Source organism: Shewanella subflava, assembly GCF_025971955.1.
Classification (GTDB): domain Bacteria; phylum Pseudomonadota; class Gammaproteobacteria; order Enterobacterales; family Shewanellaceae; genus Shewanella; species Shewanella subflava.
The window spans coordinates 90,009-115,684 of record NZ_JAPDMX010000023.1 but is presented as its reverse complement, the minus strand read 5'-3'; the positions used below and the strand labels follow the sequence as shown (position 1 = coordinate 115,684).

The 25,676-nt window shown below is 38.9% G+C and carries 20 protein-coding genes and 1 pseudogene; 9 read left to right on the top strand and 12 right to left on the bottom strand.

The features are described from left to right. Positions 1 to 290: 290 nt before the first annotated feature. From OHT75_RS09150 to OHT75_RS09125, 6 genes are all read right to left on the bottom strand, one after another. Complete coding sequence (locus tag OHT75_RS09150; RefSeq protein ID WP_264726179.1) at positions 291 to 1,469, bottom strand: methyl-accepting chemotaxis protein; 1,179 nt, start codon at positions 1,467 to 1,469, stop codon at positions 291 to 293. A 181-nt stretch (positions 1,470 to 1,650) separates the two neighbouring features. Next, entirely contained in the window at positions 1,651 to 2,268 is a 618-nt protein-coding gene (locus tag OHT75_RS09145) for a transglycosylase SLT domain-containing protein (RefSeq protein ID WP_264726178.1), read from the bottom strand. Positions 2,269 to 2,330: 62 nt separating this feature from the next. Next, positions 2,331 to 2,786 (bottom strand): hypothetical protein, encoded by a 456-nt coding sequence (locus OHT75_RS09140; RefSeq protein ID WP_264726177.1) that lies wholly within the window; start codon positions 2,784 to 2,786, stop codon positions 2,331 to 2,333. Between the two features lie 18 nt (positions 2,787 to 2,804). Continuing rightward, complete coding sequence (gene gshA, locus OHT75_RS09135) at positions 2,805 to 4,430, bottom strand: glutamate--cysteine ligase (protein WP_264726176.1); 1,626 nt, start codon at positions 4,428 to 4,430, stop codon at positions 2,805 to 2,807. Between the two features lie 186 nt (positions 4,431 to 4,616). After that, complete coding sequence (locus OHT75_RS09130; RefSeq protein WP_264726175.1) at positions 4,617 to 7,475, bottom strand: M16 family metallopeptidase; 2,859 nt, start codon at positions 7,473 to 7,475, stop codon at positions 4,617 to 4,619. A 58-nt stretch (positions 7,476 to 7,533) separates the two neighbouring features. After that, a complete protein-coding gene (locus OHT75_RS09125; RefSeq protein ID WP_264726174.1) occupies positions 7,534 to 7,956 on the bottom strand; it encodes a YqaA family protein in 423 nt (140 codons plus the stop codon). Positions 7,957 to 8,242: 286 nt separating this feature from the next. Between OHT75_RS09125 and OHT75_RS09120 the strand changes: the two genes are divergently transcribed. Beyond that, positions 8,243 to 9,493: a dicarboxylate/amino acid:cation symporter gene (locus tag OHT75_RS09120; RefSeq protein ID WP_264726173.1), complete on the top strand. Its 1,251-nt coding sequence runs from the start codon at positions 8,243 to 8,245 to the stop codon at positions 9,491 to 9,493. Positions 9,494 to 9,898: 405 nt separating this feature from the next. Then, entirely contained in the window at positions 9,899 to 11,815 is a 1,917-nt protein-coding gene (locus OHT75_RS09115; protein ID WP_264726172.1) for a choice-of-anchor I family protein, read from the top strand. A gap of 291 nt (positions 11,816 to 12,106) precedes the next feature. On the opposite strand, the gene OHT75_RS09110 is transcribed toward OHT75_RS09115, so the two are convergent. The 5 genes from OHT75_RS09110 to OHT75_RS09090 form a co-directional block, all read right to left on the bottom strand. Then, a complete protein-coding gene (locus OHT75_RS09110; protein WP_264726171.1) occupies positions 12,107 to 12,919 on the bottom strand; it encodes a regulatory protein RecX in 813 nt (270 codons plus the stop codon). Positions 12,920 to 13,499: 580 nt separating this feature from the next. Then, complete coding sequence (locus OHT75_RS09105) at positions 13,500 to 15,407, bottom strand: HD domain-containing phosphohydrolase (protein ID WP_264726170.1); 1,908 nt, start codon at positions 15,405 to 15,407, stop codon at positions 13,500 to 13,502. A 310-nt stretch (positions 15,408 to 15,717) separates the two neighbouring features. Continuing rightward, positions 15,718 to 16,206, bottom strand: a complete 489-nt coding sequence (locus OHT75_RS09100) for a hypothetical protein (protein WP_264726169.1) — start codon at positions 16,204 to 16,206, stop codon at positions 15,718 to 15,720. A gap of 20 nt (positions 16,207 to 16,226) precedes the next feature. Beyond that, positions 16,227 to 16,676: a hypothetical protein gene (locus OHT75_RS09095; RefSeq protein WP_264726168.1), complete on the bottom strand. Its 450-nt coding sequence runs from the start codon at positions 16,674 to 16,676 to the stop codon at positions 16,227 to 16,229. Next, the gene (locus tag OHT75_RS09090) at positions 16,673 to 17,050 is read right to left on the bottom strand and encodes a hypothetical protein (RefSeq protein WP_264726167.1); all 378 of its coding nucleotides are present in this window, start codon (positions 17,048 to 17,050) and stop codon (positions 16,673 to 16,675) included. Before OHT75_RS09090 ends, OHT75_RS09095 begins: the two co-directional genes overlap by 4 nt. A gap of 360 nt (positions 17,051 to 17,410) precedes the next feature. On the opposite strand from OHT75_RS09090, the pseudogene OHT75_RS09085 reads away from it, so the two are divergent. From OHT75_RS09085 to OHT75_RS09070, 4 genes and pseudogenes are all read left to right on the top strand, one after another. Further along, positions 17,411 to 17,639: pseudogene (locus OHT75_RS09085) on the top strand (IS4 family transposase); the annotation flags it as partial. A 194-nt stretch (positions 17,640 to 17,833) separates the two neighbouring features. After that, positions 17,834 to 18,256: an STAS domain-containing protein gene (locus OHT75_RS09080; RefSeq protein WP_264726166.1), complete on the top strand. Its 423-nt coding sequence runs from the start codon at positions 17,834 to 17,836 to the stop codon at positions 18,254 to 18,256. 88 nt (positions 18,257 to 18,344) lie between these two features. Continuing rightward, the gene (locus tag OHT75_RS09075; protein WP_264726165.1) at positions 18,345 to 19,325 is read left to right on the top strand and encodes an ATP-binding protein; all 981 of its coding nucleotides are present in this window, start codon (positions 18,345 to 18,347) and stop codon (positions 19,323 to 19,325) included. Further along, positions 19,322 to 20,983, top strand: a complete 1,662-nt coding sequence (locus OHT75_RS09070) for a putative bifunctional diguanylate cyclase/phosphodiesterase (protein ID WP_264726164.1) — start codon at positions 19,322 to 19,324, stop codon at positions 20,981 to 20,983. Before OHT75_RS09075 ends, OHT75_RS09070 begins: the two co-directional genes overlap by 4 nt. 30 nt (positions 20,984 to 21,013) lie before the next feature. On the opposite strand, the gene OHT75_RS09065 is transcribed toward OHT75_RS09070, so the two are convergent. Beyond that, positions 21,014 to 21,286: a hypothetical protein gene (locus OHT75_RS09065; protein ID WP_264726163.1), complete on the bottom strand. Its 273-nt coding sequence runs from the start codon at positions 21,284 to 21,286 to the stop codon at positions 21,014 to 21,016. A gap of 267 nt (positions 21,287 to 21,553) precedes the next feature. Here OHT75_RS09065 and OHT75_RS09060 point away from each other — a divergent pair, with 267 nt between their 5' ends. The 3 genes from OHT75_RS09060 to csy3 are packed head-to-tail and all read left to right on the top strand — an operon-like array spanning position 21,554 to position 25,675. Then, positions 21,554 to 22,732 carry a TniQ family protein gene (locus tag OHT75_RS09060; RefSeq protein ID WP_264726162.1) on the top strand — a complete coding sequence of 393 codons (1,179 nt, stop codon included), beginning with the start codon at positions 21,554 to 21,556 and terminating at the stop codon, positions 22,730 to 22,732. Further along, entirely contained in the window at positions 22,732 to 24,678 is a 1,947-nt protein-coding gene (locus OHT75_RS09055; RefSeq protein ID WP_264726161.1) for a type I-F CRISPR-associated protein Csy2, read from the top strand. The genes OHT75_RS09060 and OHT75_RS09055 overlap by 1 nt, the downstream gene beginning before the upstream one ends. Next, a complete protein-coding gene (gene csy3, locus OHT75_RS09050) occupies positions 24,638 to 25,675 on the top strand; it encodes a type I-F CRISPR-associated protein Csy3 (protein ID WP_264726160.1) in 1,038 nt (345 codons plus the stop codon). Before OHT75_RS09055 ends, csy3 begins: the two co-directional genes overlap by 41 nt. The last annotated feature ends 1 nt before the right edge of the window (position 25,676 follow it).

Here is a 25,676-nt window from a genome sequence, read left to right as displayed (position 1 = left end):
CTCTGTTGCAGGCCTTTATACATCAACCAGTAGATCGGTCAACCGATCTAAAAAGTGCTTATCTGATCGGCATTAGCCATTGGCTCCTTTTTTATTGGGGTAACATTTAGCATAAAATACTTAGACCAATCACCATAAATCAGTGATCAAAAATAGCGTAGAAAATCGCTTGAGAACAAGGCTGATTATTTCGATAAGTAGTTATTCTACAATCAAAAAATCTAACGCTGTTATCGAGTGTTTTACAAGCTAGGGTGATCAGTTATTTATTACGATTGGTATTAAAGTCACTAAACACAAATTCGCCCCAGTACGCGCTCTAGTTTATCCGAGGTTTTGCTTTGTGCATTCGCACCTTGTGTTGCGACCTTCAACCCATGGGACACATCTTGGCTTAAACGGGAGATTTCATTCGCTCTTTGGTTAATGCTTTCGGTAGAAGATTGTTGCCCTTGAATGCTGTGAGTCATATTACTCGCCACATTGTCGAGTAATCTATAGGCTTCTTCAATATCTTTAAATGCTTTGGTTACACGCTGGCATTGTTCAACACTTTGTTGACTAATGCGCTGGCTTTCGCCAATCCCTGTGACGGCATTTTTAGCTTTATGTTGCAATTGTTCAACAATGGTTTGGATCTCTACTGTTGATTCTTGGGTACGATGCGCCAGAGCCCTAACTTCATCGGCGACCACGGCAAAACCTCTTCCCTGCTCTCCCGCTCTTGCCGCTTCTATCGCAGCGTTTAGGGCAAGTAAATTAGTTTGCTCGGCAATACTTTTTATCACCTCTAAAACATGACCAATTTTTAGGCTGTCATTGTTAAGTAGGCTTAAATCATCAACCATGCTCTCAATGCCGTTAGCAAAATCTGTCATGGCGGCTTGATTATCGATAGCGTCTTTATTGCCAATTTGCAGTAGTTGATGCACTTCTGCTGAGGTGGATTTTAAGTCATCGGCATTACTGGATAACTCATTTGCTGTATGAGCAATTTCTTGCAGAGATAAGGTTATTTGCGCATTTTCTTGGACACTTTTATCAACTGAATTTTCAGCATGATGCATTTGTTCCGTTAATACCTTGGCTTCTTGTTTGAAGGTTTTTGCATCGAGACGGATTTCGTCAAGCACCACTTTTAGCCCTTCAATAAACTGACTTAAATCGTTGGTAATAGTGGCAAGTTCATCGGTTTGATGATCTTTGAGCGGCGCTTCTGGGGCTTTTTCAGTATTCACAACTAATTGCAAATATTGATGTAACCTCGCCAGACGAGACTGTAAATAATGTTGGATACTCCACAACCCCACCAGCCACTGGGTAACCACTAAGCCAATCAATAATCCAATCACCGTGGTTTTACTGACATTGCTATCCAACATACTCACCAACAGTATAAATGGCACAACAATGGTTATAATGGGGGCTAACAATTTACGGTGAATCGATTTTTCAAAAGAGGTCTGCATAATAATTTTCCGATCATATTGTTATTATTGTGTAAGTCGAAACAGTTGGTAAATAACATTTTACAAATCAGTTACATTGTATCGGTAAATTAGCGGTAATTTAAAGCAATAAAAATCGATTCAAAAAAATACCACCTTACTCAGGTGATATTATGGGAATGTGAATGAGACAGGATTGGTACTAACCAAAAAATAAGCGCCATAACCAAGATGAATCAAGGTCATCTTTACAACCATGATATTGTTGAGCATAACGCTTAGCTCGGCTATCGACTTTTTGCGCCACAGGCACTAACCACTTTTTGGCTTTGTATGAGCCGCGCTTATAGCCGCCCCAACCTTCGTGATAGTTCAGATACTGATTCTTCGCATCCCATTTAGACACGCCATTTACTTTATTGGTTTTATAAATAAACCAGCCCATAAAATCCATTGCATCATCAAAATCGCTGCGACTAGACCAAGAATTACCCGTTTCTCTGACATAATCATCCCATGTTTGTGTTTTTGCCTGAGCATAACCATAGGCATCGCTTGCCCGACCGATAGGAATAAATCCCAAAAAATATTCCATTGGCGGCGCAGCATTATGCTTAAACGAACTTTCTTGGTACATCATGGCTAAGGGAACATGAACAGGCACCCCCCATTTTTCTCGGGTGTTCACTGCAGCTTTATACCATGAGCGATTTTCTTTGAAGATGGAACAAAGGTTTTCGGGTTCAGCGGGTGGAGGCGTTGCACAACCGGACAATACAATGGCACAGCATAAACTCATAATGTATATAAGCGGTTTCATAACACCTCAATAGTCAATAAAAACAAAAAGTCAGTGTCACATCAATAAGTGCATAATGCAATTTACGGCAGAGGATCTATTTCACATTGATGTGATTCTTGTTGAAAAACCACCGGTGCCCAAAAGTCACTGTTACGCCCAACGTAGATTTTATCGGTAAACATTTGCGCACCTATATGGTAACGCTGATCGGCTTCAACATTGATGGTCAGTATTTTAGTGCCCCGGGCAGACAGTGACACTTTCAATTCTGGTGAATTGATTAACTCAACCACAGTGAATTGATGTTCGCCGACCGGTAAAACATAATTTGGTCTAGAAATAACCGGCACACCGTCGAGGTGGGTGACTATGGTTCGGTAAAGGTATTGCCCAGTATCAGGCTTAAGATAAGCCGATACTGTGCCACATTGATTGGCATTATCCGATGAGGCACAACCTGATATTAAGCCAATAATCGCAATGATGGTGAAGACCACTTTTACTGACCAAGGATTATTCGAGGTTGTGTCATTCATTCAACTAACTGCCATTAATTAGGCTTTACAGCCACTGTACAATTCAGGAGAAGCCACTTCTTTAAAGTATTCTTGTAAAAATACATCAAAGTTTGGCATCGATTCCATTTCAATTTGATGTTGCTTGTTAAGTGATAACTCAGCTTCATCTTTATACTGCTGCTCGGTTTCGGGACTTAAAGGATATGTGGTTAAAAATTCATGATAATTATTGGCAAGTTGACTCACCCATACACCATGGTCCACCCCTTTGGTAATAATTTCATTCAATACTCGGCCAGATAATGTCAGGCTTGGATCATCAATGGCGGCCGCCCAATGGTTTAGCGCATTTTGATAACCATGTTCATGCTCACCATCTAACAATATCGCCAACCTCGATAAGTCTGCAAATATCTGTTTAAGCCATAGCTGTAAACTTATGTCGTTGCCATTTTGTGTTAACATTAATCCCGGTTTGCGCCCTTCAAGTACCACGGCTTTTAAATTAGCCGCAATTTCTTTTTCGCCGAGTTCATCGGTCAGTGCCGATGGTGACAACAAACAGTAAAGTAAAAACAAATCTAAAAAGCGTACTTGAGTCGCATCAATGCCTACTGGACTAAATGGATTAACATCTAAAGCACGCACTTCAATGTATTCAACTCCGGCACGCATCAAAGCTTGTGAAGGTTTTTCTCCAGCCTTAGTCACTCGTTTGGCACGGATTGGTGAGTAAAATTCATTTTCAATCTGCAAAATATTGTTATTTAGCTGGCGGTATTCGCCATCCACTTTTACGCCAATTTTTTCAAACTGCTTGGATGGCATTTTAATCGCAGCTTGAACACCCGCTAAATATTCAGGCAATGAGTTATAACTGATATTAAGCGTATCTTGTTCTTTATTGGTATAACCCAAATCACTCATGCGTAGTGAAGTGGCATAAGGTAAATACAAAGTGCCTTTACCGGTTTTTTCAAACTCAAAGTCAATGGTTTGATCTTTAACAAAGGATGAGCATAAAGCTGGAGATGAACCAAATAAGTAAGGCAACACCCAGACTAAACGGCGATAATTACGGATAAGTCCAAAGTAAGATTCTGAAATAAACTCACAGCGACTTAATGAATCTGAACGCATTTGGGGGTTGTTAGACAATTTACTGTCAAACAAACGCTGCCATAACTCAGCTGACACTGAAAAATTAAAATGCACCCCAGAAATAATTTGCATTAACGCACCATAACGATGGGTTAAGCCTTTTCGATAAAGCGTTTTCATCAGGCCTGTATTGGAGGTGCCATATTGCGCCAGAGGAATATGGTTCACATCGCCAACATAGCAAGGCATGCTAACAGGCCAAAGTTTTTGGCCGTTTAAGTTACGTACTGTATAAGCATGGGTTTGGGTTAATCCTTCCAGCAAAGTATCAATATTGTTATTTACTGGGGTAATAAACTCGAGAAGTGCTTCGCTGTAATCGGTAGTGATCCTTGAATGCGTTAACGCTGAACCCAACACATGAGGATGTAAATCTTGCGCAAGCTGGCCCTTGTCATCAATACGTAAAGCTTCACGTTCGATACCACGTAACATACCAAGTAAGGCTTTACGCCCTTCACTGTCGCCTAGTTGGTCGACGATTTCATTGAAAGATTTCAATATACTATTCTCTACTGATGGACTCGCATGATTAACAGCTAGACCCGATAATACCCGAGATTATTACCAAATTGGCAAAAAAACTGTAAACAAAAACGGCAACAGAGATTCTGCCACCGTTAACACTCACTTCTTGATACTGATATTGGGCTAAATAGGTTTAATTCAACCCAATGATTTAATGAATTAATTTATTACTTGAATTGGATATCCTAATGGGGCCAATTGCGCTTCGATTACATCTTTATCACCCACGACCAATATCACCATAGTATTGATATCCAATAGCGATTTAGCAAGTGAGTTTAATTCAGTGGTCGTAATAGCATTAATTATCTCAGCTTGTTGTTGGGTAAATTGAGGATCTAATTGATAGCGCTGAATTCTGCGAATAAACCCAGCCTTTTGGTACGGGGTTTCAAAATCCAATGCTTGGCCTTGAGTAATAGAGTTACGTAAAAAGGCTAACTCTTGTTCATTCATTCCCGTTTGTTGATAGGTTTGAATTTCTTTAATAAACTCAGCAATTGCTGCACCTGTAACATCCGTTCTCACACTGGCTGAGGCAATAAATTCACCACTATCTTCTTGGCCGCTAAACTGCGTTCTTGCGCCATAGGTATAACCTTTATCTTCGCGTAAATTAAGGTTAATGCGACTATTAAAGGCGCCCCCTAGAGGATAATTCATCAAATTAGCCTTAAAATACTCTCCGGTGGCATCGAAGGACAACGCCCGTTTACCAATATTAATTTCCGACTGGGCAGCATCCGGCTTATCAATAATGTAAATGGTGGCTGGTGCGGCATAAAGCCGTTTATTGATGGGTGATAACTTGGTTGCCTCTCCGCTCCACTGACTGAATCCACTTAACATTGGCATCAGATTATCTTTGTCTAAATCAGACACAACCACCATCTGTGCACTGCCAGCGGTATATTGTTGTTGATAAAAGGCTTTAACGTCATCAAGGGTGAGTGCTGAAAGGGATTCAACCGTACCCAGTTGACTGCTGCCCATAACGGTATTTTTACCGTACAACAGCGCTGAAAAACCATTACTCGCTAAATAGCTCGGATTGGTCATAGCCTGCTGCAAGCTTTGTAATTGTTGCTGTTTTACCCTTTCAAAATCAGCGCTATTAAAGCCTGGGGTAAATAAACGCTCTTCTAAAATAGCTAATGTTGCAGCAAGGTTTTTAGACAAACTCGATACTTGTACATAGGACTGTGAGCTTCCGGCACCAAAACTGATACTAGAACCTAACATCTCAAGCTTATGGGCTAACTCTTCAGTGGTATGTTGGGTACTCGACTCCCCCATCATAGCGGCGGTTAGCTGAGCTAAACCCGCTTTTTCCGCTGGCACCGCACGATGTCCGCCTTCAAGGTAAATCACCAGCTCAGCGGTAGGTGTTTCTTCACTTTCTGTGCCCATTACCTCGATGCCATTATTCAATGATGACGTCCAAAGGCTGGGGACAGTTAACACAGGGGCTTTGCCCACTTGTGGTATTTTTGTACGATCAAAACTTGAAACCACAGGCTTAATATCAGTCAAGCCTGTCACGGCCTGCGCAGCAACAGGCAAAACTGTCGGTGAAAAGTTATCAGCCCTTGCCACAAGCTGTGATTGACCTTCAGGCACCACACTCATCACTACTTTAGGCTTGTCCTTGATGTACTGTTTAAACACCCGCATCACATCATCTTTAGACACACTACGATAGCGTGCTAAGTCTTGGGCAACCATATTAGGATTACCGTAAAAGGTTTGATTAGCCGCTAAAGTAGACACCTTGCCACGCACGCTTTGTAAACCAAAAATAGTGTCGGCTTCAAACTGTACTTTTACTTTTTCAAGATCTTCGTCAGTTACGCCGCGTTGTTCGAACTCAGCAATGGACTCATCAATTTTAGTTTCCAGTAAAGTTAACTGACCACCTGTGGCGGGGTTGGCCAGCGCATATAACGTAAATTGACACGCCAATTCCTGACAAGGGTGTCCAACTGATGCTTGAACCGCATACCCTTCTTTCACAAGGTTTTTATATAACAAAGATGTAGGGCCACCTCCTATGATATTCGCCAGTAAATCAAGAGCAGCTTCATCAGGATGGCCTGCATAAACTGTCGGCATACCCACATATAACAAAGGTAAATGCACTTTGTCTTCCATTGATATATAACGTGTTTTATCTAACGTCACTGGCACTTTTGTAGCAGAGTCAACTTGAGGGCCTGATGGGATCTCGCCAAAGTATTGATTCACCCATACCAAAGTTTGTGACTCATCAAAATCCCCCCCTATGGTTAAGGTGGCGTTATTTGGGCCATACCATCGTTCGAAAAAGTGTTTCACATCATCTAGGGTTGCGCGGTCAAGATCTTCAGGCCAACCAATAACCGGCCATGAATACGGATGGGCCTCGGGATAAAGGGCCTGTGCAAAGCGTTCACCTAAACGGCCATAGGGACGATTATCTATCCGTTGCGCACGTTCGTTTTTAACCGTCTCCCGCTGCACCTCAAACTTTTCAGACGTTAAAGCCGGTAAAAAGAAGCCCATTCTGTCTGATTCTAACCACAACATTTTCTCTAACTGATTGCTCGGTACGGTTTCAAAATAGTTAGTTCTATCTGAGTTTGTTGTGCCGTTTAATGTGCCACCTGCTTCGGTGACTAATTTAAAGTGTTGTTCATCACCCACATGCTGCGAACCTTGAAACATCATGTGCTCAAATAAGTGCGCAAAGCCACTTCGTCCGGCAAGTTCACGTGCCGAGCCGACGTGATAAGTCACATCAACGTGCACTAATGGATCTGAAGTATCTTGATGCAAAATGACCGTCAAGCCGTTGGCGAGGCGATATTTTTTATAGGGGATGCCAATTTCGCTGTCGGTGAGTGAAACCGTTTCAATTAAACTCACACCCGCGGGCAAGCGGGCTTGAGCAGTTGTGACGTCAATAGCATTATCTGTGCTTGATATTGCACACCCTGATATTGCCGCACTGATTGCGACCGCAAGTATCCACTTTTTCAAAACACTCTCCTTGAGTTTATAAACAACCTGAATTCTGCTTACACAGATAAGTTAGGAATTAAACCGTTGCCATAAAAGCCAACACAATCAGACTATAGCGAACCGTTTTGCCCAATAGAATAAGCAATGTTGAAGGCACAACCGGTAATTTAAGCCAGCCTGCAATTAAGCACAAAATATCCCCAATTAGAGGTAACCAGGATAATAATAATGCCCATACACCAAAACGCTCGAACCAACGCAGTGAACGTTGATAATGCTTGTTTTTAAAATCATCAGGCGATTTAGCAAACCGCCCTATTCGACCTAAATAATAACTGGTTAGGGCGCCGAGCGTATTACCCACACTGGCTACGACCAATAAAGCTAACCAAGGTTCACTATTGTGTTGTAATAAACCCAGAAGTAAAACTTCTGATCCCCCCGGTAACAAGGTTGCAGCTAAAAACGCCCCAGAAAACATAACCCACAATTCAGACAAAACGTATCCTTATGATTTGCAATAATTTTTAATTTACACATGCCATTATGAATAAAGTAACCATTTAGTGAATATTTATTATTCTATTAACATTGATACATATAATTATAAGTTATATCAAATTAACGTTGTTTGTCTGTACTTGCCTCTCTAGAATGCCATTAAATTTGCTTCATCTATCGAAATAACGAGTTTGCACAAACAGCTGAAGACGGATAAGTTAACTGCAATTAGCATGTACATCAAAAAAAACTGCTGAGTCACATAATAACAATGAGATCCCCCGATGATTTTAGACACATTTAAACGTATTCCTTTTTGGCAAAAAGTATTAGCAGGCTTCATTTTAGGTACCCTTGTGGGTATGGCATTAGGCAGCTCGGCGGTGGTTTTAAAACCCTTAGGTGATTTATTCATCAGCGCGATAAAAATGCTGGTTGCGCCGCTGGTTTTTTGTGCCATTGTTGTCAGCATCACCTCTTTGGGTGGCCAAACAAATTTAACTCGGTTAAGCATGAAAACCTTAGGTTTATTTATGTTTACCGGCACGATTGCCTCATTTATTGGCCTTACCGTCGGCAGTTTTATTGATATGGGCGGCTCACTGGAGTTAGCGACCACTGAAGTGCGCGAACGCGACATTCCGGGATTTGCTCAAGTTTTACTGAATATGATCCCGGTTAACCCGTTTGCTTCTTTAGCTGAAGGTAATGTATTACAAATTATTGTGTTTGCAGCCTTGGTAGGAATAGCAATCAATACTGTGGGCGAAAAAGCGGAACCACTGAAAAAAGTCATGGAGGCCAGCTCTGAGGTCATGTTCCAATTGACTCGCATGGTACTTAAACTCACGCCTATTGGCGTTTTTGGCTTAATGGCCTGGGTTGTTGGCGAATATGGCTTAAGTACATTGCTTCCACTGGGTAAATTTATCATTGCCATTTATATCGCCGCGTTAATCCATATTATTTTTGTCTATGGCGGTTTAGTTAAATTTGCGGCAGGTTTAAGTCCGGTTAAATTTTTCCGTAAAGCGATGCCCGCACAGCTTGTGGCATTTAGCACATCATCGAGTTTTGGAACCTTACCGGCCACTACGCGTTGTAGCGCATCAATGGGAGTGTCAAAAAATTACAGCGCCTTTGTATTGCCTTTAGGCGCGACGATGAATATGGATGGCTGTGGCGGAATTTATCCTGCAATTGCCGCTATCTTTATTGCGCAAATCTATGGCATCCCTTTAGATATGACTGATTACATGCTTATTGCAGTAACCGCAACCGTGGCCTCTGTGGGCACGGCTGGCGTGCCAGGCAGTGCTATGGTTATGCTAACCGTCACCCTAGGCGTAGTGGGTTTACCCTTAGAAGGTATCGCGTTTATTGCGGCAATCGATCGCATAATCGACATGATCCGCACCGCAACCAATGTGACAGGCGACATGATGACCGCTGTTGTTATCGGTAAAAGCGAAGGTCAACTAGATATTGAGCAGTTCAATTCTGAAGAAACCCACACGGAACAAAAAACAGCTTAACCAGATTAAAAATCATCGTATTGTTTCGCACTTTTTAGTTAAACAATCAATGCCAATATCACCTTAATGATATTGGCATTTTTTTTACCTTTTGTGAGTATGAATTCAGCATACCCAATGACTGACAATCAAACTTGACCTTGAACAGCTAACAGGGCGGATTTACGCATCAATAACGGGTCTTTGGCCGGCAGCTAACATCGCTCAACCGCCCTGTCTTTGACGGTCTTATTACAAATCAATTCAACGCAGTTAGCGCAACAAAGAGTCGCTCAATGGACATTTATCATCCCGTTCTGTGGTTATTAAGAGCATACAAATGAAATATTAAGATCATTAAACTGTCACGCTTGTTCACTAAATTGTCCGCTTTATATTACAGAATTCTATTTAGGACACGAGTTTATGAAGCGACTTACTCAAGGTAAAACAACACTTTTAGTCTCTGCAATCATGACCGCAATGTTATTAACCGCCTGCAATGGTGATGACGGACAAACCGGTGTAGCAGGGACTGATGGCGTAAACGGAGTTGATGGCAGTGCAGGATTGTCAGCATTAGTCACGGTAACCGCCATTAGTGCAGGTCATGCACAGTGTCCCTTTGGTGGCCAACAAATTGAAACCGGATTAGACACCAATAGGAATGGCGTTCTAGAGTCTGATGAAGTTGATAGTTTACAAACTCAATTGATTTGTCACACCGACCTAAATAGCCTCAGTGTTGATTTAGTCGGTCGATATCAATCGGGTGTATATGGGCTTAGCGCAGCTGAGATTGTTGACTATCACCCTAGCAGCCAAAGTGCATTTGTGGTGAATGCACAAAGTGGCAAGGTTGATGTGTTAGATTTATCAACCTTAACTCAGACTCCCGCTGAAGCGGAAGCGGGTTATAGTTTAAATAATATAACCAAAAAAGCTGAATTAAATATCAGCGGTGATACCGGGGTAACGCTACTCGGTGCCGTAAATAGTGTCAGTGTATCGGGTAATTTATTAGCCACGGCAGTTGAGCGTGCTGACCTATTAGGTAATGCGACTCAAGGTAATGGTATTGTTGCCTTTTATCAATTATCAGACAGTGGATTACCCGTCTACTTATCATATGTTGAAGTGGGTGCGTTACCTGACAATGTCACTTTTACCCCAGATGGCACTGTATTGTTAGTGGCTAATGAAGGTGAGCCAAACAGCGCTTATGATGTGGATCCTGAGGGTTCTATAGCACTTATACCCATCACTAATGGTGTGCCAGCAACATCGGCTACTTTAATTGACTTTAAAGATTTTAACCTCGGCGGTGAACGTCATGACGAACTTAACCCATTAATAAAAATCAACGGCCCAGGCGCTAGCGTCGCGCAAGACTTAGAGCCAGAGTACATTGCTGTCTCTGCAGACAGTCAATATGCTTTTGTTAGTTTGCAAGAAAACAATGCTATTGCAGTGATTGATATCAAGGCGGCTAAGGTAAAAAACCTGATTGCATTAGGGCTTAAGGATTTTGGCTTGGATGCAAATAAAATAGACGCGAGTGACAAAGATGATGCGATAAACCTACAAGCTTATGCGGGTGTTTATGGCATGTATCAACCGGATACAATAGCCAGTTATCGCTGGAATAATGCTGATTTTATCGTGACAGCCAACGAAGGTGATGCTCGAGACTATGCTGGTTTTTCAGAAGAAGCTCGTGCTGCAGACCTCAGTTTAGACACTAACCACCTACAATTTGCCAGTGCACAGGATAAAACTCAACTGGGGCGTTTAAAAGTGACCACCAGCATGGGCGATGACAACAATGACGGGTTAATGGATAAAATTGTTGCATATGGTGGCCGTTCGTTTTCAATTTGGACAGCTGACGGTCAACAAGTATTTGACAGCGCAAGTGACTTTGAGCGCATTACCGCTGCGTTATTAGGGATGAACTTTAATAACAACAACGATGAAAACAAAGGTGACAGTCGCAGTGACGATAAAGGACCTGAGCCAGAAGCTCTCGCTATAGGTCAAATTGGCGCTAAGACTTATGCATTTATTGGTTTAGAGCGCCTCTCTGGATTTATGATTTACGACATCAGTAATCCTTTTGCTGTGTCGTTCGTAGATTACATTCATAACCGTAACTTTAATGCTGATTTTGTCATCGATACGGACACTGGCGATGTAACAGGGGATGCTTCAATGGCCGGTGATTTAGGTCCTGAAGGGATGAAATTTATTGCAAGCCAACACAGTCCAACAGGTTTGCCGTTACTTCTGATTGGTAATGAAGTCAGCGGTACCACTGCGGTATATCAATTACGATTGGAGTAAGATTAACTTATCGCCTGATAACAAAACGCCAAACATAATATGCTTGGCGTTTATTTGTTATCAGGCGATAAGATAGTTAATTAAGTTAAGTGAGATAGTTAAGTTTCAACAAGATATAGTGACTGGATGAGTCTTTGGCTAATCCCAGTGACAGTGACAGTCAATAAGTGTTCAAAAATTGCGAGAATTACCTACCTGATAAAAAAGCAGTTTTTTGGTAATGGGTTATTTTACTATCTAATCAATTAACGCCATTATCGAGTATTTTCACAAGCCAGAATGAGCAGATATTTATGAGGATGGGTATAACTTCATCGCTTCTTGTATTTCATCACTGTCAAACCCTTTACGGGACAAATACGCATAAGCTTTGGACTTTTCTTTGTAATCCGATAAGTTGTAACGTTTTTTAGCTAGTTGATCTTTACAGCTTTGATAGAAATCAACCTCATCTATTAACATCAATTGGTAAAGGGCTTCTTCAAAATCTGTCACATCGATCAATCGCTGTTTAAGTTCCTGCAAGATAAGGGTTTTACCTTTGCCTTTTTTAAACAATTTGATGATTTCAGCGGTTAAATCTACTTTATCAGCTTTTATCGCCAGCTTAGTGCGTAGTGTGTCACTTTCAGGATGGTGAGATAACGCATGATCGATTTCTGCGCGTGAAAATCCTTTAGTCGTCATCTGGGTATAGACTTTTTCTTTACTGGTGCCATTAAAGTTTTCGAATCGATTAAGCAGTCTTGAGGTGGCCATTTCAAAGGTATCAAGCTGTTGCTCGTGCATAACTTGCTCTATCGCTTGTTCAATATCAGCTGCTGATAGGCCGCGCCGTAGTAATTTTCGTCTTATGGCTCCGGCGCCTAATTCACTGCTAAAGGCCGACTGACAATATCGTACAGCGAAATCGAAATCCTTTTTTAAATAACCACTTTCTACCAGTCTAGCCAGTACGATATCAATCCACTGTTGATTGTCAGTTTTACGTGCTAACTTGCTGCGGATTTCATTAATGGTGAAGTCCTGCTGACCAAGATACCAATAGGCACTATTAAACACATTTTCAATAGTTTTGGCTTGACGTAATGGGGCACGCTGCATAGAAATAGATCTTCAAATAACAAACATTTTCAAACAGTGTAGCAGTTATGGCTAATGATGATTAAACAAAAAATAAGGCCAGTACATCATGTACTGGCCTTAGTTTAATTATCTCGACACACATTGCTAAATGCAGCTTCAATGTGTGGATAGATGACTTTTAATCCTGTCGAAACAACCATAAATTGATATTTACCTTTAGGTTAATTATCAGGTAGATAGCATAAAAACAACCATAAGTTGATATTACCCAATACAACCATAAATTGATAATTTTGTGAAATTGCTTTTTTTAGTATAATTTTTATCTAAGAAAGTTTCATACAAAACAAGCTATAACGACACAAACACTCAAGATAAAATGCTAATCTGAATAAATAACTCTGAACTCTCATTAGCGACAAGCGGCTTGTGTTTTTTTGTTTTATGAGAATGCGCTTCTGCTAACTGTTTGTTGAACTCCAAGATTTGGCAAATGCAGATGTTCATTGGGAAAGTCAAAAAGCTCTTTAAACTCACTGCACATAAATGGAGCGAACTATTGTATGTTAAAAAGTGATTACCCAAATTTCAGAACACTTTATATGCATTCTGGCTGTATAGATAAAGCATTAGCTAGTATCTGCCAAGTGACAATTCCACAGACTTTATTATTTGCATTCTGCACCACTAAAAAACTTTGCTCGGTTTTATCCAAAATAACTTTTGCATCATTTAAAGTGGTATCTTCAGCTACACATTGAAACTTGTGTTCCATCACCTGATGAACACGCTTGTTAAGTAAATTGCGATCAACCAAACGTTCTGCAGCAGTATTAAGAAAAGGACTGTGCCAGAAAGCCATAATATGTTTGTCTATTACACCAATTGGTAAGCGGCTTTTTTCTGATAACACAATACCTACGTCCATTTTTGCTTTTTTAAATAAGCTTTCAGCATGTTCTAACGTGTAATATTCTTCAAAAAAAACTACAGGCTGCAATGGTAGAGCAGCCAGACATTTTTCAGTTTTAATTTCATCAGTAGATAATATGTCTAAACAGTAATCAACCACTTCGGCATCAAATTCAATATCACGACCCGCTAATAATATCGATGTTAAAGCATCCATTCCTAATGCAGCTCTGTAGGGCCGATGACTAAGAACCGAATCCGCAACATCCGCTACCGCAATAATTTTCGCTTCTAAGATAATCTCATCAGAGGTTAATCCATCAGGGTAACCACTACCATCTAATCGCTCATGATGCTGTCTTATCATTTGCTGAATTGGCCAAGGAAATTCAACTTCGTCAACAATTAACCCACCTTGTACAGGGTGTTGTTTCACTAATGCGAACTCAATTTCGGACAATTTTGATGGTTTAGATAAAATCTGGCTAGGAATAGCTAGTTTACCTATATCATGGATGAGAGCCCCCAATTTGAGACCTATTAAGCAATCTTCATCCAATCCCATTTTTTCGCCAATTTCGCAACTTAATTGAGCAACAGACCTTTGATGTCTTGCTGTATAGGCGTCTTTTAATTCTAAAGCTTCTGACATAGCTCCAACAAGCTGAGCTAAAATATGGCTCATTTTTTCTTGTTGAGCTTTAATAAGTTGCGACTGTTTATCCATCCGCTTTAAGGTTCGAAGCACCTCAACTGTATGCCACATAATAGTGGCATAAACGGTTAAAGATTTGGCGTCAATAACAGTAAAAGGCTTATCTCTGTTTGCCACCCCAATTAACCCGACAAAATTTCCTCTATAAAATATCGGAACACATAAGTGACGCTTAAAAGGAAAATAACCTTGTAACGCCTTCTTACCATCAATCTCAACCATGGGCTCATTTTGAATAACGGCTTTACCTGTTTTAATTACTTCCCCCCAGACACCTTCATTAGCTGAATACGTTTGATTCGGTTTAATTGTCACATGTTTATGTGCATTATTGCTCCACGCTGTAAGCCGTACCTCTCCTTTTTTCCTACCCAAGACATGTACATAACTAATATCGCTTTGAGTCAATATAGCTGCTTGTTGAACGGAAGTTTGGATAACTTCACCAGGTTTAGCACTCAACACCGCCTCTATTTGCTGTAACCACTCATCACTAGACTGTAATGCATGATTGTAATCTGGATGAAGCTCCATCAACCATTTATCATCTAAATTAATGGGGGATAGTAATATTACCCAATGTTGATCACTCTCCTTTATCGGGCAAATTGTTACTTTATATCCTTGACCGAAATCATCAATAAAGTTTAAGTATTGAGAAGAATGACGATTTTCGAGATCAATTTTAGCAACATCTAAACTAGAAAAGCTGCGTGACAAGTGTTGCTTTAAAATGCTCGCTATAGGCTTATTAATTAATTTATAAAGTGACTCGCTCAATTTTATTAAATCAAAGCGTTCATTAATCACCCCCCAGCATAACTCCAACTCTTTGGGGAGTTCGTTTAAATTCAAAAAATTGGGTTGATGACGATTCATAAATTAGCCTTAATGAATTTTAATTTAACCTGAGATCTGGAGACAACTAACTTGTTCTTCATCAGTTGCATCTAGGGAAACTTTTAACGAGTAAAAAATGCCCATCTAGCTTTAGCTGATAGGCAAAAATTAGAAAAACTGAGAGATTCAATTAGCAAGGAGCTAATCCCACCAACGGCATTAAGCTTAGTTTAATATTAAAAAAATGCATCAAATTCATCAAGACATATCTGGATGCACTGGGTGCTTGATTTCAGTATGAGTGAAGATACATGCGATATATATATTGCATCTGTCAATTTCCTAAATTTTAACTACCACAAATAACTACAAATGTAGTGGTTATATTTATATCACCATATGGGATCTCTTGATTACTGAAAGGAATTGTTACTTCAACATCTAAAGGTTCGTTTTTATTAATAACGGTACCACCGGTCGAAAAATCAGTAGAAGTTAAATAACCGTCTACTCTCCCTGCACCAGTCAAGGTATAGGCAATTGTATCACCAGAATCTAAACCCGTCGTAGAAAATAAATTAGTTAAAACAGAATCAAGAGTAGTAACAGCCCCAAGATTAAGTGTTGTTGTCGCATCAAAATTATCATAAGCCGTTAATTGGACACCATCACCAGAAAGAGTGTCATCTAATCCGATCACACCTGAGGCATCATTCATGGTAATTCCACATACGTTTGTGATAGTTGCATCAAACGATCCATCCGCTGTTGCTGAATGAGCAGAGGTAAAACAGATGAAAACTCCAACAAATATGGGGATTAAAGTAACTTTTTTCATTTAAATATCTCCAAAATAATTTATTGTTTAAAGTGAATTTGGCCTAAATTTTTTACACGTTCAAGTTCAGCGCGTAGAGCCTGCATTTCCACTAAGTGTTGTTGCTCCATTTGTTTTAGCTCCAAATTTTTTCTGGCTATTTCTATGTCAAATAATCTATTACAATCGACTCGTTTAGGGGTGCCAAGTTGAATTTGAATACCTGCATATATGCCTTTATCACCTCCATTAGACAGATTCCCACGACTCAAGAGCCAATCTTGTTCATATGAATAATTATTGAAGTCATTATCAGTTCCGTATATACCCATAACAAAACTGGTTGTGCTATTAACTGCTTGTTCACAAGAACTGCCATCTGCAGCACGTACTTTATCTGAACCATTAGGGTTTCGGATATCAAAACGAGGCGTAGCATAAGTATTTGATGTCATGAATAAACACACCAATATAATTAGAATTGTTTTCATCGACGCTCCATTTCTATTACTGAACACACTTTAGTTTTAAAAGGAACGTCTAAATCTAAAACAGTACACATTGTTTTTACTATATGAGTACTTGGTAATACGGTAAAATCAATTAGAAAACTCACATTTTCATGTGCTTTAATTGGCGGAATGGTTCCAATGTATTTTTCATTGGTTTGTTTGTTTGTTTTTCTATCATAGTCATAGGTATAAACTTTGAAACCAGCAGCATAACGGCTATCATTTTCAACGGTAAATGAATAGGTATTGACATCTTTGTAAACGTAATGATGTTTGAATCCGGTCGGACTATGTGAATGCGCAGTAGCATGGGCTGAAAATAACATCAGTAGAGCTAAATAAAAAAATTTCATAACTATTCTCCCTTAAATCAATAAATAAATTTAAATCAGCAAAGGAAAGGTAAACACAGATACTAATATATGATTATGACCACAAAAATAGCCATTTTGCTGTTTATGATGTTGAACACCAACACCTCAAACTAGTCCTTTAGTGCAATATCAACCTAAACTAAAGTTTAGTTGTTATTTTTAACTTACCACTAAAGTCTAGTACCTATTTTTTCAAGCGCAAGGTCAATGAGCTGAGAAGAGTAAATATTTTTAACAATATTCTTGAGGCAAAACCACTTAATAAGTAAGTGATTAATTTAACTAATTCTTGGTGTGTTAATCCTGTATAGATATAACCATTAAATGTAACTAACTGTATTATATTTATTAACCGCACTGATGTTACAGCTTATTTTTTGGCTAGCAGGATTGCACGCAATACAACAAGGTTGAGACCGGCACTTTCAAGCCAATACGAACAATAAATGTCTTATCGACAGTGCGTTTAGGTATGGAGGTCATGCGAAGGCCTGATTACCCTATTTGCCCACAAGAGTTGCTTGCGGCTGGTGCGTTGCTCCTTAAACAGTTACATCAATATAGCTAGGCACTTGGCGATTTATGAGGGGATCCCTCTGAACGTAATCAGCAAACTGCGTCTCAGGGAGGGATCGAACTTTAAATTATTCCCGCCCGAAGCATATACAGTCTTCAGCCATTAGAAAATAACATTTTTTAGACAAGTTAATAATATTGAACTAGCATTAATTAGAAGTAAGTGCTGCAAAAAAGGAACATATAATGGCACCAGATAAAGTCGCATTAAGCAGAAAGCAAATTGGCGGGGAAGTACCGATTGTTGTGTCAGAGATAACCGATTTTTGTCTATATACTGGTCTTTTTGGGACGATAGACTCTGTTAGGATGCAGTCAGTTTGTGACAAATTGACAGATATAGCTGATGATAAACAAACCGATATTGTTATTATCGATTTGTTCAATGTTGAGTCGATTGATTCTGCTGTAGCTGGATACATGCTTAGATTGGGTGGAGTATTAAGATTGGTAGGCGTTACACCTATTTTTTGCGGTATAAAATCTAAGTTGGCAACAACCATGGTGGCCGCAGGGGTGAATATGGATGGCTGTATTGTCACGCATAATTTAAAGTCGGCACTGAAGCTTTCTATGGAAATGAAAGGTTACTCAATGGAAAAAAAGTAATTTATAATATTTGCTCAGGCATGGTCAAGTAATTACCTAATCGTTGGTTTATAATTCCATAAATACCATTTATAAACATGGGGTTAATATGTTGCCTGAATATGTATATATAGATACCGAAAGCGATATTATGATTTTAATCAACTTGGTTAGACATATCTCACTAGAGTTAGGATTATCGCCATTTGAGTCTAGCCTCATTGCCTCAGCATGCTCCGAAATTGCGACTAATGTGATTCGCTATGCAACTAGTGGTGTTGCTGAAGTTAAATTGACCGATAATCGCATGGGTATTGAGATTAATATTCAAGATCATGGTAGCGGAATTCCTAATCTTGAACTTGCAATGACCGATGGTTATAGCACTTTCCCTACAAAAAGTTTGGGGCTAGGATTAGGTGCGGCTAAACGGTCTTGCGATGAAATGATAATTGATACAGGACCTAAAAGCACTAGCATAACCCTTAAAAAATATCTTCCGGTTTGCCAAAATGATATTGATATTGGAGTGGTTAGTTTTCCTGCTGAAGGTGAAAGTTCAAATGGTGATGGATATTTAATAGCTAAATATGGAGGGGATAAAGTATTTGTTGCCGTGTTAGATGCCGCAGGAAAAGGAAGCAAGGCAGCTAAAAGCACTAAAATACTACTCACTTTCCTTGGGCACAATTATAAATTGCCTTTTGAACAACTCATTGAAATTGGACATGATTTTTTGCTAAAAAACAATGAGTCGCGTGGCATTGAACTAGCTTTAGTACGTATTACATCACAAAAAATAGAAACGCTATTGCTCGGTAACGTATCTGCATCAGTTAATTGCTCCAATCACTCCATACCTATACAAAATGGCAGCCTTGGTTTATCCGTACCAGAAAAAATCTATGTGAATAATTTCGAACGTCCAAAAAACTTTTCAATGTTCATGCATACAGATGGCATCATTAAAGTAGATAGCCAACAGATATTTGAACGAATGAGTAGTGCACAATCGACCGCTGAGTATATTTTTAATAACCATGCGTTAGTTGATGATGATGCCACCATTGTGATGATAAATTGTCAATGAATACCTTCGATGAAAGTGTGCATTTAAGAAAATACCTAATTGGTATTATAGGTAATGCTCCCTTTGGCATCATTACCCTATCAGTAGACGGTGAAATAGGGATGATTAATGCAGAAGCTGTGACTTTACTCGGGTTTAACAATACAGCACCGTCAAAACTTATCGACCTTAACTATGCTGACGCGTTTATACACATTTCTGAATTGGCCGATGGATACCATAAGTTTATCCAATCAAATAAGAGCGCTGGCAAAGATATCACCTACATAAAAACTGAAAAACATGTGCTGAATATTAAAATAAGAACCATGTTTAATGGTTGGCTTATTATTATTGAAAACATTACCAAGCAATATCACCTTGAAGATCAATTAAGACGCCAGGCTAGTTACGATTACTTGACATCACTTTCAAACAGACAAGCATTTGAATCGCGTCTCGAACACCTTATCAAAAAATCAATAAGTAATAAAATTAAGAGTGTTGTTGTATTTATCGATTTGGATAGATTCAAAATAATTAATGATACTGCAGGCCATACTGCAGGAGATGAGCTGCTAAAACGTATTGCACAAATATTAAAAGACAAAATTAGAGGCCGGGATTTGGTCGCAAGGATAGGAGGCGATGAGTTTGCTATTTTATTAGAAAATTGCCCATTAAAGAATGCTGAGTTACTTGTTGAAAATATTCGTAGCACAATTAACGAGCTGATTTTCATCAATGATGATAAGCCTTACGAAGTTGGAATATCTGCAGGTATTTCTGTGATTGATGGCAAGATTGATAAATTTAAAGAAATAGTGATAGCTGCTGAAAATGCTTGTCAATTAGCAAAAAATGAAGGGCGTAATCGTATTCATGTTTGCAATGCTTCAAAGGCTGAATATCAAGTTCGCATCGATCAAATACAGTGGTTGCCGAAAATCAAAAGTGCTATTTCGAACAATGAATTCGTATTATATGGGCAAAAGATTCAGCCAACTAACAGTTCAACATCTGAAGAACATTTTGAATTGCTGATCAGGCTTAAAAATGCAGATGGCACCATTACACTTCCAGATGCGTTTATCCCTCCGGCTGAACGCTATGATTTAATGCCCTTGATTGACCGCTGGGTATTAGAAACGGCCTTCAAGCTAGCTCACCCAAAAACAAGTTATTCTATCAATCTATCGGGTCAATCTCTGATGGATGACTCTTTGGCTGATTTTGTCGAAATGCTTAGGAAAAAACATAAAATAAAAGCGAGCAATATCACGTTTGAAATTACTGAAACCGCTGCTATTCATAATTTTGACGTATGTATGAAATTGTTACGTAGACTAAAAAAAGTCGGTTTTAAATTCTCTCTAGATGATTTTGGCTCAGGTTTATCTTCCTTTACTTATCTAAAAAATATGCCTATTAATTATCTAAAAATTGATGGTTCTTTTGTTAAAGGAATCGCAAACGATGAAGTATCCTATGCAATGGTTAAAAGTATGAATGAAGTAGGCCACTTAATGGGGTTAAAGACCATTGCAGAGTTTGTTGAAAATAAACAAATTTTAGAAAAATTAATAGAGATAGGGGTAGATTATGCCCAAGGTTATTATCTGCATAAACCTGAAGATATGTTAATGGCATCGCCAAGCCAGCGTCAAGGAGACACCTAGCTAAAAGGTTACATACCATAGGCATTATGTTCACAGATTCATGCCGGTTTTATGTATTAACGACTCTACATTTTGAGAACCAAAATCACTTAGCATAGAAAGAATGGCTTGTTGATAGTAAGTTAAATCATCTCGTGATGCATAACGATGAAGAAGCTTAAGATTCTTAAGAAGTTGAGCATCTCTGATTTCTGACTCCTTCAGTAGCACTAACGGAATCCCAAGTTGTTCAGCAGCATACTTTTTTGCTTGAAATTCGCGTTGAAATCGTTTGGAGTCGACAATTTCACTAAATTTAGACAATGAATCATTTAATCTATCTCATGAAATTGCCCAAGGTTCTAGTAGCAACGCCCTGTCTGATACTTACGAGAAGATGATTAATATTGTCGGTAAGTTCAAGGATGAAGCTATTGATTTAGGCTTAATTTAGATAAAAAGTGCAATAGATTAGAAGGGCTACTATGCTGAAAGTATCAATATACACAATCAACCTTAAGATGCGTGTTCAGTGAGAATTAATTGGTTATAAACGTTCGCCTCGCTAGCAAAAGGACTGAAGGTTCATTCATGTTTTTGCAAAGACCAAAGCCATTTAACGATGAAACCCTTGAAAGCTTTTTTATACGCGTAGCCAACAAAAATGGATACCGTGACATTCACCGGTTTCTGTTGGCTACAAAAAAGTTTTTACAAGAAATAAACCACCGTATGTTTAGCACTTTTCCCACAGATATCACCTTAATCAATCCTTGTTCGTCAAAAAATCATTCCACTGCTCGTACCCATAGCCTTTTGAAATTAAGTCAGCTGACTTTTAATGAACCATCAGAGCTTTTAGGTTTAGCGATAAATCGCTCATCTATAAAATTTTCGCCCGACTCTTCAGCACTAATCAGAGGCTCTGAAGTTTTCCCCAGATATATTTTACGTACAAAGCAAATACCATGCTGCCCTCTATGCTTGTCTGAGCATGGATACGCAAATTACTTATGGCATTTGTCAGGTTACGACTATTGCCATAAACACAAAATTAAGCTTATACATGAATGCCCTTGCGGAACGATTTATGATTATAGAAAAGCAGGATTATCTGGCATTTGTATAGACTGTGGTAAACCATTAGCTTTGGATAAAAGTAAAGGAGATGAAGACAAAATTGCTATTGCATCCTGGTTAGCTGGAAACGATGTTCCGCCTCTACCGAGTGTACCTGCTAGTCATCGTTGGGGAATATTGTACTGGTGGCAAAATATTACAGAGGCCAATGATGTCAAAAGCTTATTACTATTTTGGCATCATTGGCCTCAATCATTTGACGCAATTATCGATGAACGCATTCAATTTAATCTTGATTACGCTGTTGTTGAAAGGAATCAATTGAGACTAAAAGATCTACTAGGTTCTTTGTTTTATAGCTCAATCAATCTCCCTAGTAGGGATTTAAAGTCAAACTTCATTTTAAAACAGCTTTTTGATTATCTTGAAAAACATCTCTGGGAAGACTTGGGGTTATTGGCTGAACTAAGAATCAATGCATTAGATGCTTGCTTGCTGCTCAATTGTTCAATCGATCAAATTGCATCAATGGTTCAGCAAAAACTGCTCACACCAAACTGTCGAATCAACAATAAAGTACCCTTAAATGTAAGTAGTTACATTTTTAATCTAGGCGATGTTTATTGTCTCTGGTTGTCTGAATTTCAAACACCTGAGTGTAATAGATCTCATTATATCTCGAGGTGGTAATGACTACACTAAAAGAAATTATTGAAAGTAATACAGATGATCTTTCCAAGACACTAAGAAAGGCTTTTCGCCCTCTATCATCTGCTATAGACATTTCAGCAGATCCACAAACAGCATTAACAATTCTTATCAATCTAACTGACAAAGTTAATCTACATAAAAATTTGCTTAACCCCGATACATGCAAAGCTAAATTAAGAGATGAGAAATGGTGGTCAGATTGTCTTGAGACAGCATCAAATCGCCAAAGCCATAATGTCAAGTTTCCTGATATTCGCACCACTGGAGTAATAAGGGCTATCCCTATCGGTGAACTACCTCCTTTTGCCCTCTCATCTAGTAATCTCCCACAAATTGATTGGAGTTATTCTAAAAATTCTAACAATGTAAACCGTGCAGTATTCTTAACTAGCGAATTTATATGGAATGGCCAACAAACCTGCTTGGCACTCATACTTAAAGACGTTAATCACCCTCTTTGGGCAAACTTGAAAAAATTAGGATGCACTAAAAAGAGACAAACACAAACAGCAAACTACTTATCTAAAATACCAAATCAAGTAATTGAAGTTGAATTGAAGTTTAACTATTTAAAACAAATCGTCTTTCCTGACGACACTAATTCATATGTAACGTTATCTCCAGTAGCATCCCAATCACTTCAAAGCCATGTATATCAAGCTCTTGAATCTCAATACCGGCTAACAGCTAAAACTTGGTTTGATAGAGCTACCAATATGGGATGTATAGCGATGACGTGCGGTGGAGCTTTTAAAATGATAAAAAGCCTCCCAAAGATTGATAAGAGTCGCCCCCATTACGTAAAAGCGGCTCCCTATTGGTTAACTAAGTCAGTATTTAAATCTCTTAGCCTGTATGTCGAAAGTAAGCAATGGCTTCTGACTAAAAAGGATTTCAAGCAACAACTAAATATTGTTATTGATGATATTAAATCCGCATTAGGCATTTGGTTGGACCAAGTAAATTCAGATAAAAAATCTGCATCTCAGTTAGCTGAAGAACTCAACTTTGAACTGGCGTCGTCTCCATTTTCTGCAAATCTTGCATATGACGATAAGTTGACGAAACTGTTTATGCATATTTTTAATCAACTCATGATTGATAGTACACTAAGGCATTTAACATTCGACAACTCATCAAATGGTCAATATTTACTATTACCATGTCTGAATGTCAGGGCGGCATCAGCATTAAATACCCCCTATAGCATAGGGATGCCCTCTATGATGGCTTTTTTTGGGTTTATTCATGCTTTTGAGCGCAAGTTATCAGAATTTAACTCAGAATATAAAGTTGATAGTTTTGCTATCTGTATCCACTCAATTAGTTTACACAAACGCGGCCTTAGTAAAGAATCAATTCTCAAAAATAATGTAAACATTTCTCCCCCTGCAATACAGGACGAATGGCAATGTGATTTAGAAGTGAGTGTTTTGATCAAGTGCAAGACTTATCTAAATATACCTAGCACGACACTTTTTAAAATTATGCCTAAAACACTGGCTAGAGGCTCAGTGAAAATCCCGAACAATAAAATTGAAACCATAAAAACATACTCGTCTGCAAAATCTGCCATTGACGCCATAGAACAAACCAAAGGTAACTGGCTCTTACTTCACGATAAGAAAAAGCTAGAAAATATTAACGACATATTTGAAGAACTAAAAAAAGATAAAAGGTTGTTCCTAAATACAATCGGATATCACCTACTTGAATCCCCCAAAGAAAAGCAACTATCTTTGAAGGGCTACAAACATGCATTTTCCGAAAACATCTTAGCATTACTCAAAGTCGTATCACTTAGTGATAAATCCAATTTAGATAATATTTTTTGGCAATACAAATATGAGCAATCCGGCCCAAGTCTACTAACAAGGAGTAAATATGCAACTGCCTATACACCTAGCGTATCAAGCATCAATTGACCCATCTGATGTTATATTTTTAGTAGTTTGGCCGGATGGCAGTAAATCACCATTAAAGATTCATAGCCGAAAGATAAATGGCATGAAGGAAGGGATTCGTTCTGCTTATAAAGAAAATGGCGATATTGATACCACAATAAAAGCTGAACAACTCGCTGAAGGTAACATCCATGAAATTGATTTCTGCAACGTACCTTATGGAGCAAAAGCACTTGAATGCTGCTTTTCTGTATCTTTTCTTCCAAAGTTACTTGAGCCATTAAAGTGCTCAGATAATCTGGTGAAGCAGCAACTCTCTAAATTGTTCTTTCTATACCATAAGAAAATCGGCTTAAAAGAGCTCGTGAATCGTTACTTGATCAATATTTGTAATGCGAGTTGGTTATGGGAGAACCCTTCAAGAGCTTATTCAACTACCATCGAAATCTCACCCTGGCCTTGGGAGGATACCACGTTAGTTTTTGAAGAACTGAGAAAAAATTACCCTGACCCCAGCAATTATAGAGACAATATGCTCTGGAATGAGCTAGTACAACTGGTTATCAATACACTGACGACATCAAACGAACTTTGCGTTTTAGAAGTTAAAGCCACCATGCAATTTCCAACATGCGCCCCTATTCGTCCTAGCCAAGTTTTTAAAGAGTCAACAAAGGGTGAAAAGAATCGCCAATATCAATCCACTGAAATTGATAATCAGATTTCTCCAATTTTTGGCTGTTTCAAAACAGGTGCTGCTATTGCAATGATCGATAATTGGTACCCGAATGCGGAAAAAATGATCAGGGTGGGCCATTATGGTGTCGATAAGCAAAATACAGTATGTTATCGCGCGCCAGAAACAGGTAAAGACTTCTTCTCATTACTCAAACGATCGGATGAATTTATAGAAATGCTAAATAGTGAAGAAGACCTAACAGATGAGATCATCAACGATTTACATTTTGTTATTGCAAATTTGATCAAAGGTGGACTTTTTCAGCAAAAAGGAAGTTAAT